Here is a 14,277-nt window from a genome sequence, read left to right as displayed (position 1 = left end):
GCTGAAATATGACTGATAAGCGGCACGTAGCCTTATTCATCGTCACCATCCCTACGCATCTTCGGGTCATGCTCGATGCCGCCGACGCGTTGCGGGCTACGGGAAGATATGAACCGAAATTGGTATTTCATCCCTCGGCCGTATTCGACCAAAATCATCTGAACTGCCAGAATCGGGAAAATGACAGCTATATCTGGAATGGAGACCGCTTTCTCGACGGTCCGGCACACCTTTCAACCATCGAGGCGCAGCATCAGGGATCCATGACCGAGCAATTGCCGGCCGGGCTATTGCAGCGAATTATCCGTTTCTGCAAACCACTCAAACGGCGCATGCCCTGGTTGTGGTCTCTGGCGCGCACCGTCGTGTTGCGCCTGATCGATCTCGTCCGATCGATATTGATGACCATTGCCCTGATCGGTATCCTGATCAAGATCGTTGCCCGCGGGTTGGAGGGCATGACGCTGCCTGAGACGGCACGCTCGCACGGCCGTATTGCCCGGCAATATCTGAAGCTCTTTTCCTACCAGTGGAACACTGTCGATACTGCCCGCAGCACTGCCCGATCGGGTGCGCATATGCGGGTTCGACAATTTCTGAACAACGGCATTCTGAATGGCCTGGCGCAACAAAAGCAGTTCCATGAAGGCCTTCTCGCCCTGATACGCAACACAGGCGCGGAGTTGGTGGTGATGCCGGAGGAAAATCTGTTCTATAACCACCACCTGGCTGTGCACGCAGCGCACGAGGCGGGAGCCGCCACTTGCGTTGTGCCATTCACCATCGTCAATACGCTGGAATGGGCGGAAGCGTTCTACGACATCCCGTCATATCAGGTGCATGGCTGGATCCGGCGCAGCCTGGCTCGGGCTTTTCCCGAGTGGGTCATCACGCACAAGGGGCGCCGGCTTATCCTGCCTCCGCTTTATATTCTGGGCGCCGAATACCTCAACATGGCTCCCGCCAACCCGTGGTTGATCAATAGCGGCCACGGCGATGCCATCGCCGCGGAAAGCCCTTTCATGCGCGACTATTATCTAAAGGCGGGCATACCTTCGCAAAAAATAAGACTGACCGGCGCAATTTCGGATGACAAGCTATACCGGATCCTGAACCAGCGTGACACGTTACGTGCCTCGCTGGCGGCCTCTCATGGTATCGAGCTGCGTGGCCGCATCATCCTGCTCGGACTGCCTCCCGACCAGTTCGGTGCTGGCCAACGGCCCGGCTGCGAGTTCGATGAATACACCGACATGGTGCGCTTCATGGTGCAGGCTATTACCAACGGCACGCAAGGTCGATGCACGTTGCTCATCAACCTGCACCCCCGGATTGCACCAGCCAGTGTGCGCTTCTTGAGCGATCTGGGCGCGCATATCATCAACGCCCCGATCGAAGACCTGGTTCCACTGGCGGACCTGTATGTGGCCGTCGCCTCCGCGACCATCCGCCTGGCCATCACGTCGGCGGTGCCAGTGGTCAACTACGATGTTTACCGCTACGACTATGACGACTACAAGGGCCTGGCGGGGGTCATGGAACTGAAGACCCGCAACGAATATGTGGAGACGCTGCGCGGTTTGATTGAATCTGATGCGCACTACGAATCGCTACGGGCCGCTCAACAGCGCACATCTTCGGAGGTGGTGCTGTTGGACGGCCGCGCAGCGCAACGCCAGGCGCAATTGTTTGATGAGCTCATCGCGGCACGCGCCCGCGATGTCGCGACGCGCGTCGTTTCCCTGACATCCTGAGCGTTCGCGATGGAACTCCCCCCCCCCCGCCCGACCCCCGCACCGGACAATACCGTTGAATGCGCGATCATCGTCGTCGCCTTCAACTGCTGGGATCACATCTACCGCTGTCTGGATGCGTTGCAGTCGCAGACCCTGCGCACATTCAAGACCATCATCGTCGACAACGGTGACGCCACGGACGCGCAGCTCGAGCGCCTTAATGCCTATGAACGACTGCATTACTGGAAGGCGCCCGGCAACCTTGGCTTCGCGGCGGGCAATAACCGGGGTATCGAACTGGCGGGTGATGTCCCCTGGGTGATCATGCTGAACCCGGATACGCTGGCAGAGCCAGACTGGTTTGCCACGCTGATGCAGGCGGCCCATCGACACCCGGAATATGCGGTGTTCGGATCAAAGCTGCTGCAGAGCGAAAATCCGGCGTTGCTGGACGGTTTGGGCGACGCATACCACATCAGCGGCTATGCCTGGCGCCAGGGAATCGGCGAGGCCGATGATCCCCTGGCCAGCGAACCTTTCCAGACTTTCTCTCCCTGCGCCGCCGCCGCGCTGTATCGCAAACAAGCGATCGAGAGCATCGCAGGCCTGGACGAGGATTTCTTCTGCTACCTGGAAGACGTTGACCTGGGCTTTCGCCTGCAGCTCAAGGGGCATCGATGTTTGATCATTCCCATGGCGCGCGTGCACCATGTCGGCTCTGCCGTCACCGGAATACGCAGCGACTTCTACATCTATCACGGCCAGCGCAACATCATCTGGGCATTTGTGAAGAACATGCCGGGCGTGTTGTTCTGGTTGTTGATCCCCTTTCACTTCGTGCTGAATCTCGTGGGCATTTTGCGGTATGCGTTATTGGGCCGACTGGGTGTGGTCCTGCGCGCCAAGCGTGATGCGCTGCTCGGTATCCCGTTAATGATGAAGAAGCGCAAATCCATACAAAAGAGCAGGGCTGCGAGCCTTGGAGACATCCTCCGCATCCTCGACAAGCGTCCGGTCCCCGGAATCAAGCGCATCATGAAGGCAATCTGGAAATGACCCACAGTCTCTCAGTCATCATCGTCAACTACAACGCCGGCCCCGGCTTGATTCCGGCCGTGCGCGCGGCCTTGCATGATGCGATGGAAGTGCTGGTGGTCGACAATGACTCCAAGGATGGCAGCACCGAAGCCTTGGAAACAGCCTGTGGCGCCGATCCCAAGCTCAAGGTCTTGCGCAACCATGCCAACCTGGGCTTCGCCAAAGGCTGCAACCGTGGCGCCAACGCAGCTGTCGGAGACTATCTGCTGTTTCTGAATCCGGACTGCGAACTGGATCCGGGCGCTGTCGATCGCATGATGGAAGTGATGGAACAGGAACCGACAGCGGGAATGGTGGGTGGATTGCTTTTGAACCCCGATGGCACTGAGCAGGCAGGAGGCCGCCGAGCGGTACCTACACCGTGGCGGTCTTTCGTAAGAGCGTTCGGACTGGCGCGATTGTCATCGCGGTGGCCCAAGCTCTTCACCGACTTCCATCTGCATGAAACGCCGCTACCGGACCATCCCGTCGAGGTCGAGGCCATTTCTGGCGCCTGCATGCTGCTGCGTCGGCCGGCAATGCAACAGGTCGGACTGCTCGACGAAGCCTATTTCATGCACTGCGAAGACTTGGACTGGTGCGTTCGTTTCTGGCGCGAGCGGTGGCGCATCCTGTTCATTCCCGACGCCCGAATGATCCATCACAAAGGCGTCAGCAGCCGTTCACGTCCGGTGTTTGTCGAATGGCACAAGCATCGAGGCATGATGCGGTTCTATCGCAAGTTTTTTCGCCACCAGTACCCCGGCGCGCTCATGTGGCTGGTGACTGCCGGCGTATGGCTGCGATTCTCCCTGGTCGCCACCTACTATACGGCGCGACGTCTGCTGCGCCGCTCCGGTCGCGCCGATGGCTAGCGGCAGCGTAGGCGTGCTGGGCGCCACCAGCCTCGTCGGAAGGGCGGCCATTTCCCTGTTGCTCGGCGTGGAACGCCGCGTCATCGCCTTCTCGCGACGGCCACAGGCCGATTCCGCTGAGAGCGTGCATTGGGAGCTCGCCAACGCGAAGCCCGCGGAGCATGACGTTCCCATCGAGCAATGGCTGTGTGTCGCTCCCATCTGGGTACTGCCCGACTACTTCCCTTTGCTCGAACGACGGGGGGTCCGGCGTATCGTCGCTCTGTCGTCGACCAGCCGCTACACCAAACTCGATTCCGGCGATCCATCGGAACGCGAAGTGGTTCGCCGTCTGAACGACGCCGAAGCCGCCCTGCAAGCATGGGCAGAAAGCAACGGGGTGGAATGGGTTATCCTGCGACCCACGCTTATATATGGTTATGGTCAGGACAGGAATGTCACCGAGATCATTCGCGTCATCAAGAGGCTGGGATTCTTTCCCTTGCTGGGCAAGGCGACCGGGCTGCGGCAGCCGATCCACGCGGAGGACGTCGCACAGGCAAGCGTTGCTGCGTTGAAGGCCCCGGCTGCCGCCAATCAGGCCTACAACCTGTCGGGCGGGGAAACCCTTCCCTATCGCGAAATGGTATCGCGTATATTCGTCGCGCTAGGTCGGTCACCCCGGTTTATCCGGGTACCGCTTTTTGCGATTACGATCATCGTGACTTGCTGCAGAGTCCTTCCGCGATTCCGGAAGTGGTCCCCCGCCATGGCACAGCGCATGAATCTCGACATGGTATTCGACCACGCTCCCGCGAGCCGGGACCTTGGCTTCTCACCCCGGCAGTTCCACTTGTCCACCGACGATATTCCAGCATGATGCCAGGCTCAGTTCTCGTTGCTGCCACGTTTTTCCTGTCCCTGCTAGGGACCGCCGTGGCGATCAGATTCGCCACCAGCCTGGGATTGGTGCAGGAACCCAATCATCGCTCGTCGCACGATGTGCCAACGCCTGGCGGCGGCGGTCTCGGCCTGGTTCTAGGCGGCCTGGTTTCGGGGTTGCTGCTGGCTTTCGATGCGGTGCCAACGGTGTCGTGGCTGCTGATCGTCATTGCGGCTGCAATCCTGGCTGCAATTGGTTTCAGGGACGATATCAAACCCCTGCCGACCCGTCTGCGTTTCATGGTGCAGATTGGCGTGTGTGCGCTTTTGCTGATCGCCCTGCCTGTCATCCCTGGCCTTGCCCTTCCCGGCGGGATGGTCCTTCCCAGCTCTTGGTTGGCGGGCCCATTGCTGCTCGCCGGCATTTGGTGGGTAAATCTGTTCAATTTCATGGACGGCATCGATGGATTGGCCGGCAGTCAGGCCCTGTTCATGCTGGCGACCGGCACGTTGCTGGCCTTCGGCCAGGACCCGGCAGCCAGCACTCAACCCGCGTGGCTGTGGGGCGTCGCAATGCTCTTTGCGGTATTCGCCTTCCTGCCCTTCAATTGGCCACCGGCACGCATATTCATGGGAGATGTGGGAAGCACGTTCCTGGCCTTCGTGATTTTCACGCTGGCTTTGATGTCGATCGCCGCCGGCTGGACCGTCTATGCCACCTGGCTTGTGCTGGGTGCGCTATTCATTTCGGATGCGACCATTACCCTATTACAACGGATGCGGGCCGGGGAAAAGTGGACGCAGGCACATCGCAGCCATGCATACCAACGGTTGTCGCGCCGTTGGCGCGGGACGGGTACACGCAAGCGTGGGCACTACCATGTCGTCCGTGCCGCGCTCGTCCTGAATGTGCTCTGGCTTGCTCCCCTGGCGTACGCCACTGTCTTGTGGCGTGACTGGCAATGGGCATTCGCGGCGCTCGCCTACCTGCCCATCATCGCCATGGTCGTCGCCGCGGGCGCCGGGAAGCCGGATCAGGACCGTTAATCGAACAGATCCGCGTCTTTCAAACTGCCTCCGGCCCTATCCTTGGAGGACAGCATAGGCTCGCCCTCGAACGGCCACTCGATACCAATGGAGGGGTCGTCCCACTTGATGCAGCGTTCGTGCTCGGGCGCGTAATAGTCCGTGGTCTTGTACAGAAAACTGGCGTAATCCGACAGCACGACAAAGCCGTGCGCAAAGCCTTCCGGCACCCATAGCTGATGACGGTTTTCAGCCGACAGGATCGCGCCGACCCACTTGCCGAAAGTGGGCGATGATTGACGCAGATCCACGGCGACATCGAAGACCTCGCCTTCGATCACCCGCACAAGCTTGCCTTGCGTCTGCTGGATCTGATAGTGCAGGCCACGCAACACATGGCGTGCCGAACGTGAATGATTGTCCTGCACGAAAGCAACCTTGCGGCCCACTGCCGCGTCGAAGGCGGCCTGGTTGAAACTCTCGTAGAAATAGCCGCGCGCGTCGCCAAACACCTTGGGTTCGATCAGCAGCACGTCGGGAATGGCAAGCGGAGTCGCTTTCATCAGAACACCGATTCCTTCAGGATGCGCAGAAGATACTGGCCATAGCCATTCTTGGCCAGCGGCTGCGCCAGCGCCTCAAGTTGCGCCCCGTCGATCCACTTCTTGCGATAGGCGACCTCTTCCGGACAGGCCACCTTCAAACCCTGGCGATTCTCCAGTGTGGCGATGAATTGCCCCGCTTCAAGCAGCGAATCATGGGTGCCGGTATCCAGCCATGCGTAACCGCGCCCCATGATCTCGACATTGAGCTGATTCTGTTCGAGATACAGACGGTTCAGATCCGTGATCTCGAGTTCTCCACGCGCCGACGGGCGGATGCGCTTGGCCAGCTCCACGACCTGACGGTCGTAGAAATACAGGCCGGTGACGGCGTAGTTCGATTTGGGCCGTGCCGGCTTTTCCTCGATGGAAAGCACCTTGCCTGCCTGGTTGAACTCGGCCACCCCGTAGCGCTCCGGGTCCAGCACATGATAGGCGAACACGCTGGCCCCTTCGTCACGCCCCATCGCGCTGCCCAGCAGCTGCGGAAAGTCATGGCCGTAAAAGATGTTGTCGCCCAGCACCAATGCGCAGAGATCGTCGCCGATGAACGACTCCCCGATCAGGAACGCCTGCGCCAGGCCATCCGGGGAGGGTTGCACCGCGTACTGGAGATCCAGCCCCCAGCGCTCTCCGGTCCCCAGCAATTGCTGGAACCTGGGAATGTCCTGAGGGGTCGAGATGACCAGGATTTCGCGGATGCCGGCCAGCATCAGCGTGGTCAGCGGATAGTAGATCATCGGCTTGTCATACACCGGCAGCAACTGCTTGCTCAGCGCCAATGTCGCGGGATGCAACCGGGTGCCGGAACCGCCGGCCAGAATGATGCCCTTGCGCTTCATGATCAATTTTCCTGTCTGGTGAGTTGATCCACGACGCGATCGACGTGGATCGTCCAATGAGGCAGCTGCAGTCCCAGCGCCTGGGACAGGGCGCGGCAATCCATCCGCGAGTTTCGCGGCCGGATTGCGGGCAGCGGGTATTCCTCCGTGGCGATGGCCTCGATATCTTTCTCATCGGCTATCAATGCCGCGCCATTGCGGCGGGCCCGGACCACGACATGCCTGGCCAGCCGGCACCAACTGGTCTCCCCGGAAGCGGTCAGATGATAGACCCCCGGCGCCAGCGCGCCCCGCCTGTAAGCGGCGATTGCCAGGGCGCTCACATCCGCCACCAGTTCCGCGGACGTGGGCGCGCCGAACTGGTCATCGACCATGCGCAGGCTGTCGCGGCTGGCCGCCAAGCGCAGCACGGTCCTCACGAAATTCGCGCCGGTCGCCGACACCACCCAGCTGATGCGAAACACCAGCGCCTGGCAGCCGCTCTGGGCGATGGCCTGTTCGCCAGCCAGCTTCGAACGGCCATATGCATTCAACGGCGCGGGCACATCGGATTCCCGAAAAGGTTGCGTCCCCGAGCCGTCGAACACGTAGTCGGTGGAGTAATGCACCAGCAGGATGCCGGCCTGCGCGGCATATGCCGCCAGCGCGGAGACCGCGGTGGCGTTGACCGCCTCGGCCAGCTCCTGGTTGCTCTCGGCCAGGTCGACGGCCGTGTAGGCCGCCGCGTTGACGATCAGGTCTGGCGCGCAGGCGGCCAGCCGCGACGGCAGTGTCCCCGGGTGGGCAAGGTCGGCATCGTCACGCCGCCACGCCACGATTTCTCCCAGCGGCAGCAATGTGCGCCGCAGTTCGTGTCCCACCTGGCCATTGGCACCGATAAGCAGAATCTTCATACGCCGTACTGCGCCTTCAGCCAGTTCCGGTAGGCGCCACTGGTCACGTCCGCCACCCACTGGGGATTGTCCAGGTACCACTGCACCGTCTTGCGGATGCCGGACGCAAAGGTTTCGGCCGGGCGCCATCCCAGCGCCTTTTCCAGCTTGCGCGCATCGATGGCGTAGCGCCGGTCATGTCCGGGGCGATCCTTGACGAACGCGATCTGCGACTCATAGGGCAGACCGTCGGCGCGCGGCTTGAGTTCATCGAGCAGGCGGCAGATGGCCTGCACCACGTCGAGATTCGACATTTCATTCCAGCCGCCCACGTTATAGGTTTCACCGGGCAGTCCCCCTGCCAGTACGGCGCGGATGGCGCTGCAATGATCCTTGACGTACAGCCAGTCGCGGATCTGCTGGCCGTCGCCATATATCGGCAGGGGCAGGCCACCGAGCGCGTTGTGGATCACAAGGGGAATCAGCTTCTCGGGAAAATGATAAGGGCCGTAGTTGTTCGAGCAATTCGTCGTCAGCACCGGCAACCCGTAGGTATGGTGGTAAGCGCGCACCAGATGGTCGCTGGCCGCTTTGCTGGCCGAATACGGACTGTTGGGTTCGTAGCGATGCGTTTCACTGAAGGCCGCATCCCCGGGCGCCAGCGAACCATACACCTCGTCGGTGGAGATATGGAGGAAGCGGAACGCCGCCCGCTCGGCGTCCGGCAGCTCGCCCCAATAGGCCCGCACGGCTTCCAGCAGGTTGAACGTCCCCACGATATTGGTCTGGATGAATGCACCAGGTCCGAGAATCGACCGGTCCACGTGCGATTCCGCGGCAAAGTTGATCACCGCCCGAGGACGGTGCTTGGCAAGCAGCGATGAAACCAGCCCTGCATCGCCGATATCGCCTACCACCAACTCATGCCGCGGATCGCCCTGCAACGATGCCAGGTTGGCGGGATTGCCCGCATAGGTCAGCTTGTCCAGCGTGACTACCGGTTCATCAGAGTCGCCAAACCAATCGAGCACGAAATTCGAACCGATGAAACCGGCCCCACCGCTAACAAGAATGCTCATGAAAGTGTGCGTCTGAGTAGTTTGCCGCCATCCCCTACGGCGATGGCTGGCGGAACCTTGCATTTTACCTCTGTGCCTCGGGGCCGGCGCCCTGCCCGCCCTGGCCAGCGGCGTCTGGTTGGCATTTCGGCGCTTTGAGTCCAAAATGGGCTTACAACTACGCCAAGCAAGGAGACAGCCATGCGCATTGCAGATGCCCAATGGATTCCCTCCACCCAGCACCAAACCTGGGACGCCCTCACGGATCCGGCAGTGTTGCAACGCTGCATACCGGGTTGCGTGAGCGTGACGCAGCGGTCGGCCACCGAGTACGCGGTCACCCTGCGGGCGAAAGTGGCCGGAATCGACACCGACTACGAAGGCGAGATCCTCCTGTCCGATGTCGATCCCCCCAACAGTTGCACCCTGGTTTTCGAAGGCAAGGGCCGCGCGGCCTGCCTGGCGATCGGCACCGCCCAGGTCAATCTCAGCACCAAGGACGAAGGCACCCGGGTGGCCTATACCGTAGCGGGCATGACCGGCGGCAAACTGGCCGAATGCGGCGAAGGCCTGGTGCTGAAAGCCGGTGAAAAGATCATCGACCGCTTTTTCACGGCGTTCATTGACCACATGGCCGCGCAACCCCGCATCGCGCCCCCTCCCCCGCCCCCGGAACCCGAACCGCGCGGCCTGTCGAATTCGCGCTGGTCGTGGGCGCTGGTCGTGCTGGTGATCGTGGTGTTCTGGAGCTACCACGCCTTCTACAAGTGAAAACCCTAGTGGGCCGGTGATATGCTTGGCGGCATGAACCCGCCCCCCTCACCGCCCCAGCCCGCCGCCCCCGCACATTCCCGCCGCGACCTGCTGATGGCCATGGCGGGCGTATCCGCCACTGTCGTGCTGGCAGCGTTCGATTCCACCATCATCAGCACCACCCTGCCACGCGTAGCCGAGGCCCTCAATGGCATGTCCCTGTACGCCTGGGTGGGCACCGGCTACCTGTTGGCCACGGCGGCGTCGATCCTGATCTTCGGCCGCCTGGGCGACATGTTCGGCCGCAAGCCACTGATGCTGGTGTCGGTTCTGATCATCGCGCTGGGCTCCATCGCCTGTGGCCTGTCGCAATCCATGACGCAATTGATCGTGTTCCGCTCGCTGCAAGGCATCGGCGGGGGCATGATGATCGCGACCGCGTTCGCGGCGCCGGCCGACCTGTTCCCGGACGCCAAGCAACGCGTGCGCTGGATGGCGCTGGTCTCGGCCGCCTTCGCCATGGCGAGCGGGATCGGCCCGGTGCTGGGCGGCGCAGTGACACAGGCGATGGGCTGGCGGGCGGCATTCTTCATTTCCCCGATCGCGGCGGCCATCACCCTCTTCCTGCTCGCGCGCTATTTTCCGCGGATCCGGCCGCTGCACGACGAAAGCCGCAAGATCGACTGGCTGGGCGCCATCCTGCTGGTCATCGCGGTGGGTGCGCCGCTGGCCGCGCTGGAACTGGCCTTCGCCAGCGGAGACCATGCCCACCCCATGCTCGGGCTGATGCTCGCGCTGGCCGGCGCGGTCGCGATCGCCATTCTCATACCCACGGAACGCAGAATCGCCTCCCCCATCTTTCCGCTGCGCGTGCTGGCGGCCTGGGAATCGCGGCTGCTGAACCTGGCCGCCATGATGGTCGGCGCGGTCATGTTCGTACTGATCTTCTACAGCCCGCTGCTGCTGCAACAAGTGCTCGGCTACACACCGAGCGAGGCAGGCCTGCTGCTGACGCCGCTGGTGGCCGCAATTTCGGTAGGCAGCATCATCAACGGCCGCCTGTTCCCACGGCAGACCGAGCCCCAACGCCTGATGGTGTTCGGCGGCGGCCTGCTGGCGACCGGCTCGCTGATGGTGCTGCTGATTTCCCCGGGCACCTCGGCCTGGTGGATCCTGGCGGCCTTCTTCGTCAATGGCTGCGCGCTGGGCTTCCTGCTGCCCAACCTGACCCTTTTCATGCAGATGCTGAGCGAACGCCGCGACGTGGGCGTGGCGTCGGCGCTGGTGCAGACCACGCGCGCTATCGGCAGCGCGCTGGGAACCGCCGTGGTCGGTATCCTGATCTCGCACAGCAATGTACTAAACGGAGTGCGCACTGGCCTGGTGCTGTGTATTGTCCTGTCCCTGGCCTGTGCGCTGCTGGCGCACCGGGTCAAGATGAGGAATCTGACCACGGGCCGCAAGTCGACGTGAACCGGGACTGAACGCATGCGCCAACGCGATCTGCTGGATCTTCTTGTGCTGGCCGCCGTCTGGGGCGGCTCTTTTTTGTTCATGCGCCTGGCAGTGGCGGAGTTCGGTCCGGTCGCCCTGATCGAACTGCGTGTGGGCCTGGCTGCGCTGTTCCTGCTGCCGATCGCGCTGTGGCGGGGCAAGCTGCCCCTCATTCGCCAACACTGGAAATCACTGTTGGTGGTTGGCACGCTGAACGCCGCGGTGCCTTTCCTGCTGTATGCATACGCCGCGCAATCGCTCGGAGCCGGGTTCCTGTCCGTGGCCAATGCGGTCACCCCGGTTTGGGGTGCGGTAGTGGGATGGCTGTGGTTCAAGGACAAGCTGCCCTGGATGCGCGCGCTCGGCCTGCTGATCGGATTGGTGGGCATCATCGTGCTCGTGTGGGACAAGCTGCATTTCCAGGCGGGCGGCACCGGGCCCGCCGTGCTCGCCGCCATTTCAGCGCCAGTTTTCTATGGCGTCGCCGCCAACTGGACGAAGCGCTTTCTGAACGGAGTGGACGCCCTGGCCAACGCTACCGGCAGCATGATCGGCGCCTCGTTGGTGCTGCTACCACTTGCCATCTACGCCTGGCCCGCCACGCCCGCCTCCCTGGCGGCCTGGAGTGCCACGGTGCTGCTGGCTATCCTCTGCACCGGGGCGGCCTACATCGTGTTCTTCCGACTGATTGCCAATGTCGGCCCGACTGGCGCGGTCAGCGTCACGTTCCTTGTGCCCATCTTCGGCGTCATCTGGGGCGCCTGGTTCCTGGACGAGGCCATCACGCCGCCGATCGGCGCGGGGGCCGCCATCATCCTGATTGGCACCGCGCTCGCGCTGGGGCTGTTGAAAAAGCGCGGGTAAGGAACGCCGGGTTCAGTACTTATCCGACGTCCCCGTCAACGCCACCCCGATCCGCAGCAATGTATACGACACCGCATCCACCCACCGCCGCACCCATCCCCGCCGCTGATACTCCAGCGGCCGGATGAAGCGTCCGCCCTCCTGGATCGCCGCCTCCAGCCGCTCCTGCAGGTCCCAGGCGAACGGCTGGTCGTCGATCACCACATTGGCCTCGCGCGCCAGCAGCAGGCTGAAGGGATCCAGGTTGGACGAACCGACCGTGGCCACGTTGTCGATCACCGCCACCTTGGCGTGCAGGTAGCTCGGCATGTACTCGTAGATCTCGATGCCGTCGCGCAGCAGCTGATCGTACAGCGAGCGCGTGGCGTGGTACTGCATGCGGTATTCGACCTTGCCCTGCAGCAGCAGGCGCACGCGCACGCCGCGCGCGGCGGCCTTGGCCAGGGCGCGGCGGAACTGGCGGCCGGGAAAGAAATAGGCGTTGGCGATGAGGATGTCGCGCCGCGCCTGGCTGATGCCGTACAGATAGGCGCGCTCGAAAGTCTGGCGGAAACGCAGGTTGTCGCGCAGCACCAGCGCGGCGCGCAAGGTGCCACAGGGCGCCACGGGCGTATGGCTGGGCCTGGTCAGCCGCATGCGGTTCCAGTCGCGCGGATGGCGCCGCAGGCGCGCCCAGTTCAGGCGCACCCACAGCAGGTCCTGGGCGTAGGCCGCCTCGGTCACCAGCGGACCGCGCACTTGCACGGCGAAATCGAAGCGCGGCGCCGAAATGCCATCGGTGGGGTCGAGGTCGTCGTAGTCGTCGATGATGTTGATGCCGCCGATGAAGGCGACATTGCCATCGACGATGGTGACCTTGCGGTGCAGGCGCCGCAGGCGGCTGCGCGAGGGGATGAAGCGCGCGAACCAGCGCGGCTCGGGGCGGAAGATGCGGCATTGCGCGCCGGCCTCGGTCAGGCGCTCACGCAAGGTATCGGCGGTCTCGGCCGCGCCGAAGCCGTCGAGCACCACCCGCACCTTGACGCCGCGCGCGGCCGCCGCCATCAGGCAATCCAGCACCTTCACGCCGGTGCGATCCAGCATGAAGATGTAGGTTTCCAGATGCACGCTGGACTGGGCCGCGTCGATCGCCTGGCACAGCGCCGGAAAGAAGTCGGTGCCGTTCTGCAGCAGCCGGATGTCGTTGCCGTCGGTCCACTCCAGCCTGACCTGCTCGGCCTTCACGGAAGTTCCAGCTCGGCCAGCAACGGGGAATGGTCGGACAGCCGCGCCCATTCGCGGCCGCGCAGCACGCGCGCGCTGCGCACGGCGAAGCCGCGCTGGTAGATGCGGTCCAGGCGGAACCAGGGAAAGACGGCGGGGAAGGTTCGCGGCGGCGGCAACAACAGGCGCGAGCTGCCATCCATGCCCAGTTGATTGGTGCGTTCGAGCACCGACACGCCGCTGCTGGGCAGGCCGCGCAAGGCGTTGCTCAGGCGCTTGACCGAGTCCCGCAGGCGCGGCAGTTCGCCGCCATGGCTGCGCGGCGCGTGCGAGAACACTTCGTACAGGCCCAGTTGCTGCACGAACAGCGGCGCCAGCCGGTCACCCCAGTCGTTGAAGTCGCCAGCGATCAGGATCGGTTCGCCGTCAGGCACCATGCGCCGGATGCGTTCGGTCAGCGCCAGGATCTGGCGGCTGCGGCTGCCAGCGAACAGGCCCAGGTGCACCACGAAGCAATGCACGGCACGGCCATCGAGTTCAATGCGCGCGTGCAGCAGCCCGCGTTGCTCCAGACGATGGTCGGAGATGTCCTGGTTCTCGTGCTCCAGAATGGGAAAACGCGACAACAGCGCGTTGCCGTGGTCGGTCTCGTGGCGGATGGCGTTGCGGCCATAAGCCACCTCGAGCTTGAGCGCGGCGGCCAGCGATTCGTGCTGGGCATCGAGCAGCGATTTCTGCTCGTTGCGGCCCTGCACTTCCTGCAGGAAGACCAGATCGGGGCGCAGGCCGTACAGGCCCAGGCGCAGTTCGTTCAGGGAGTCGCGGCGGCCCAGCGCCGAGCGGCCCTTGTGGATGTTGTAGCTGACGACACGGATGAGCGACATGGAAGAGATGGCGCCTCTCAAGACAGTGAAACCGCCAACCGCGGCCCACAAAAAAAGGAGCCCCGGCAAGCGCCGCCAACCCAGGCGGCGTCTGCCAGATTACTCCAATTCCATGCCCCCTTCCCACCTC

General features: G+C 63.0%; 14 protein-coding genes. 8 read left to right on the top strand and 6 right to left on the bottom strand.

Features of this window, described 5'->3' with window-relative positions:
• Window positions 1-8 precede the first annotated feature (8 nt).
• Genes ACN6O8_RS23850 through ACN6O8_RS23830 form a run of 5 tightly spaced genes read left to right on the top strand, consistent with a single transcriptional unit; the run spans window position 9 to window position 5,596 of the window.
• On the top strand, window positions 9-1,754 hold the full coding sequence (locus ACN6O8_RS23850) for a hypothetical protein (RefSeq protein WP_427993451.1): 1,746 nt from the start codon (window positions 9-11) through the stop codon (window positions 1,752-1,754).
• 9 nt (window positions 1,755-1,763) lie between these two features.
• Window positions 1,764-2,792: a glycosyltransferase family 2 protein gene (locus ACN6O8_RS23845; protein WP_427993450.1), complete on the top strand. Its 1,029-nt coding sequence runs from the start codon at window positions 1,764-1,766 to the stop codon at window positions 2,790-2,792.
• Window positions 2,789-3,688: a glycosyltransferase family 2 protein gene (locus ACN6O8_RS23840; protein WP_427993449.1), complete on the top strand. Its 900-nt coding sequence runs from the start codon at window positions 2,789-2,791 to the stop codon at window positions 3,686-3,688. The genes ACN6O8_RS23845 and ACN6O8_RS23840 overlap by 4 nt, the downstream gene beginning before the upstream one ends.
• Window positions 3,689-3,701: 13 nt before the next feature.
• Window positions 3,702-4,547, top strand: coding sequence for an NAD-dependent epimerase/dehydratase family protein (locus ACN6O8_RS23835; RefSeq protein ID WP_427993448.1), 846 nt, complete (start codon window positions 3,702-3,704; stop codon window positions 4,545-4,547).
• Window positions 4,544-5,596, top strand: coding sequence for an MraY family glycosyltransferase (locus tag ACN6O8_RS23830; RefSeq protein ID WP_427993447.1), 1,053 nt, complete (start codon window positions 4,544-4,546; stop codon window positions 5,594-5,596). Before ACN6O8_RS23835 ends, ACN6O8_RS23830 begins: the two co-directional genes overlap by 4 nt.
• Here ACN6O8_RS23830 and rfbC read toward each other — a convergent pair.
• From rfbC to rfbB, 4 genes are read right to left on the bottom strand one after another with little or no spacing between them, the layout of a single operon-like run.
• Window positions 5,593-6,138: a dTDP-4-dehydrorhamnose 3,5-epimerase gene (rfbC, locus tag ACN6O8_RS23825; RefSeq protein WP_427993446.1), complete on the bottom strand. Its 546-nt coding sequence runs from the start codon at window positions 6,136-6,138 to the stop codon at window positions 5,593-5,595. The genes ACN6O8_RS23830 and rfbC overlap by 4 nt on opposite strands.
• Window positions 6,138-7,019 (bottom strand): glucose-1-phosphate thymidylyltransferase RfbA, encoded by an 882-nt coding sequence (gene rfbA / locus ACN6O8_RS23820; protein ID WP_427993445.1) that lies wholly within the window; start codon window positions 7,017-7,019, stop codon window positions 6,138-6,140. The genes rfbC and rfbA overlap by 1 nt, the downstream gene beginning before the upstream one ends.
• A gap of 2 nt (window positions 7,020-7,021) precedes the next feature.
• The gene (gene rfbD / locus ACN6O8_RS23815; protein WP_427993444.1) at window positions 7,022-7,912 is read right to left on the bottom strand and encodes a dTDP-4-dehydrorhamnose reductase; all 891 of its coding nucleotides are present in this window, start codon (window positions 7,910-7,912) and stop codon (window positions 7,022-7,024) included.
• Window positions 7,909-8,970 carry a dTDP-glucose 4,6-dehydratase gene (gene rfbB, locus ACN6O8_RS23810; protein WP_427993443.1) on the bottom strand — a complete coding sequence of 354 codons (1,062 nt, stop codon included), beginning with the start codon at window positions 8,968-8,970 and terminating at the stop codon, window positions 7,909-7,911. The genes rfbD and rfbB overlap by 4 nt, the downstream gene beginning before the upstream one ends.
• A 180-nt stretch (window positions 8,971-9,150) precedes the next feature.
• On the opposite strand from rfbB, the gene ACN6O8_RS23805 reads away from it, so the two are divergent.
• From ACN6O8_RS23805 to ACN6O8_RS23795, 3 genes are all read left to right on the top strand, one after another.
• Window positions 9,151-9,720 (top strand): SRPBCC family protein, encoded by a 570-nt coding sequence (locus ACN6O8_RS23805; RefSeq protein ID WP_427993442.1) that lies wholly within the window; start codon window positions 9,151-9,153, stop codon window positions 9,718-9,720.
• A 96-nt stretch (window positions 9,721-9,816) separates the two neighbouring features.
• A complete protein-coding gene (locus ACN6O8_RS23800; RefSeq protein WP_427993543.1) occupies window positions 9,817-11,175 on the top strand; it encodes an MFS transporter in 1,359 nt (452 codons plus the stop codon).
• Window positions 11,176-11,190: 15 nt separating this feature from the next.
• Window positions 11,191-12,060 (top strand): DMT family transporter, encoded by an 870-nt coding sequence (locus ACN6O8_RS23795; RefSeq protein WP_427993441.1) that lies wholly within the window; start codon window positions 11,191-11,193, stop codon window positions 12,058-12,060.
• Window positions 12,061-12,072: 12 nt separating this feature from the next.
• Here ACN6O8_RS23795 and clsB read toward each other — a convergent pair whose 3' ends face one another.
• Together clsB and ACN6O8_RS23785 are read right to left on the bottom strand one after the other, a co-directional pair.
• Window positions 12,073-13,284, bottom strand: coding sequence for a cardiolipin synthase ClsB (gene clsB / locus ACN6O8_RS23790; protein WP_427993440.1), 1,212 nt, complete (start codon window positions 13,282-13,284; stop codon window positions 12,073-12,075).
• Window positions 13,281-14,147: an endonuclease/exonuclease/phosphatase family protein gene (locus ACN6O8_RS23785; protein ID WP_427993439.1), complete on the bottom strand. Its 867-nt coding sequence runs from the start codon at window positions 14,145-14,147 to the stop codon at window positions 13,281-13,283. Before ACN6O8_RS23785 ends, clsB begins: the two co-directional genes overlap by 4 nt.
• Window positions 14,148-14,277 lie beyond the last annotated feature (130 nt).

The sequence above is a fragment of the Achromobacter sp. genome, assembly GCF_050285565.1.
Taxonomy (GTDB): domain Bacteria; phylum Pseudomonadota; class Gammaproteobacteria; order Burkholderiales; family Burkholderiaceae_B; genus Achromobacter.
This window is presented reverse-complemented; position numbering and strand designations above follow the sequence as displayed.

Coding starts and splice junctions, on each gene's coding strand:
- ACN6O8_RS23850 (WP_427993451.1), top strand. CDS start 9: ATGACTGATAAGCGGCACGTAGCCTTATTCATCGTCACCATCCCTACG.
- ACN6O8_RS23845 (WP_427993450.1), top strand. CDS start 1,764: ATGGAACTCCCCCCCCCCCGCCCGACCCCCGCACCGGACAATACCGTT.
- ACN6O8_RS23840 (WP_427993449.1), top strand. CDS start 2,789: ATGACCCACAGTCTCTCAGTCATCATCGTCAACTACAACGCCGGCCCC.
- ACN6O8_RS23830 (WP_427993447.1), top strand. CDS start 4,544: ATGATGCCAGGCTCAGTTCTCGTTGCTGCCACGTTTTTCCTGTCCCTG.
- rfbC (WP_427993446.1), bottom strand. CDS start 6,138: ATGAAAGCGACTCCGCTTGCCATTCCCGACGTGCTGCTGATCGAACCC.
- rfbA (WP_427993445.1), bottom strand. CDS start 7,019: ATGAAGCGCAAGGGCATCATTCTGGCCGGCGGTTCCGGCACCCGGTTG.
- rfbD (WP_427993444.1), bottom strand. CDS start 7,912: ATGAAGATTCTGCTTATCGGTGCCAATGGCCAGGTGGGACACGAACTG.
- rfbB (WP_427993443.1), bottom strand. CDS start 8,970: ATGAGCATTCTTGTTAGCGGTGGGGCCGGTTTCATCGGTTCGAATTTC.
- ACN6O8_RS23805 (WP_427993442.1), top strand. CDS start 9,151: ATGCGCATTGCAGATGCCCAATGGATTCCCTCCACCCAGCACCAAACC.
- ACN6O8_RS23800 (WP_427993543.1), top strand. CDS start 9,817: ATGGCCATGGCGGGCGTATCCGCCACTGTCGTGCTGGCAGCGTTCGAT.
- ACN6O8_RS23795 (WP_427993441.1), top strand. CDS start 11,191: ATGCGCCAACGCGATCTGCTGGATCTTCTTGTGCTGGCCGCCGTCTGG.
- ACN6O8_RS23785 (WP_427993439.1), bottom strand. CDS start 14,147: ATGTCGCTCATCCGTGTCGTCAGCTACAACATCCACAAGGGCCGCTCG.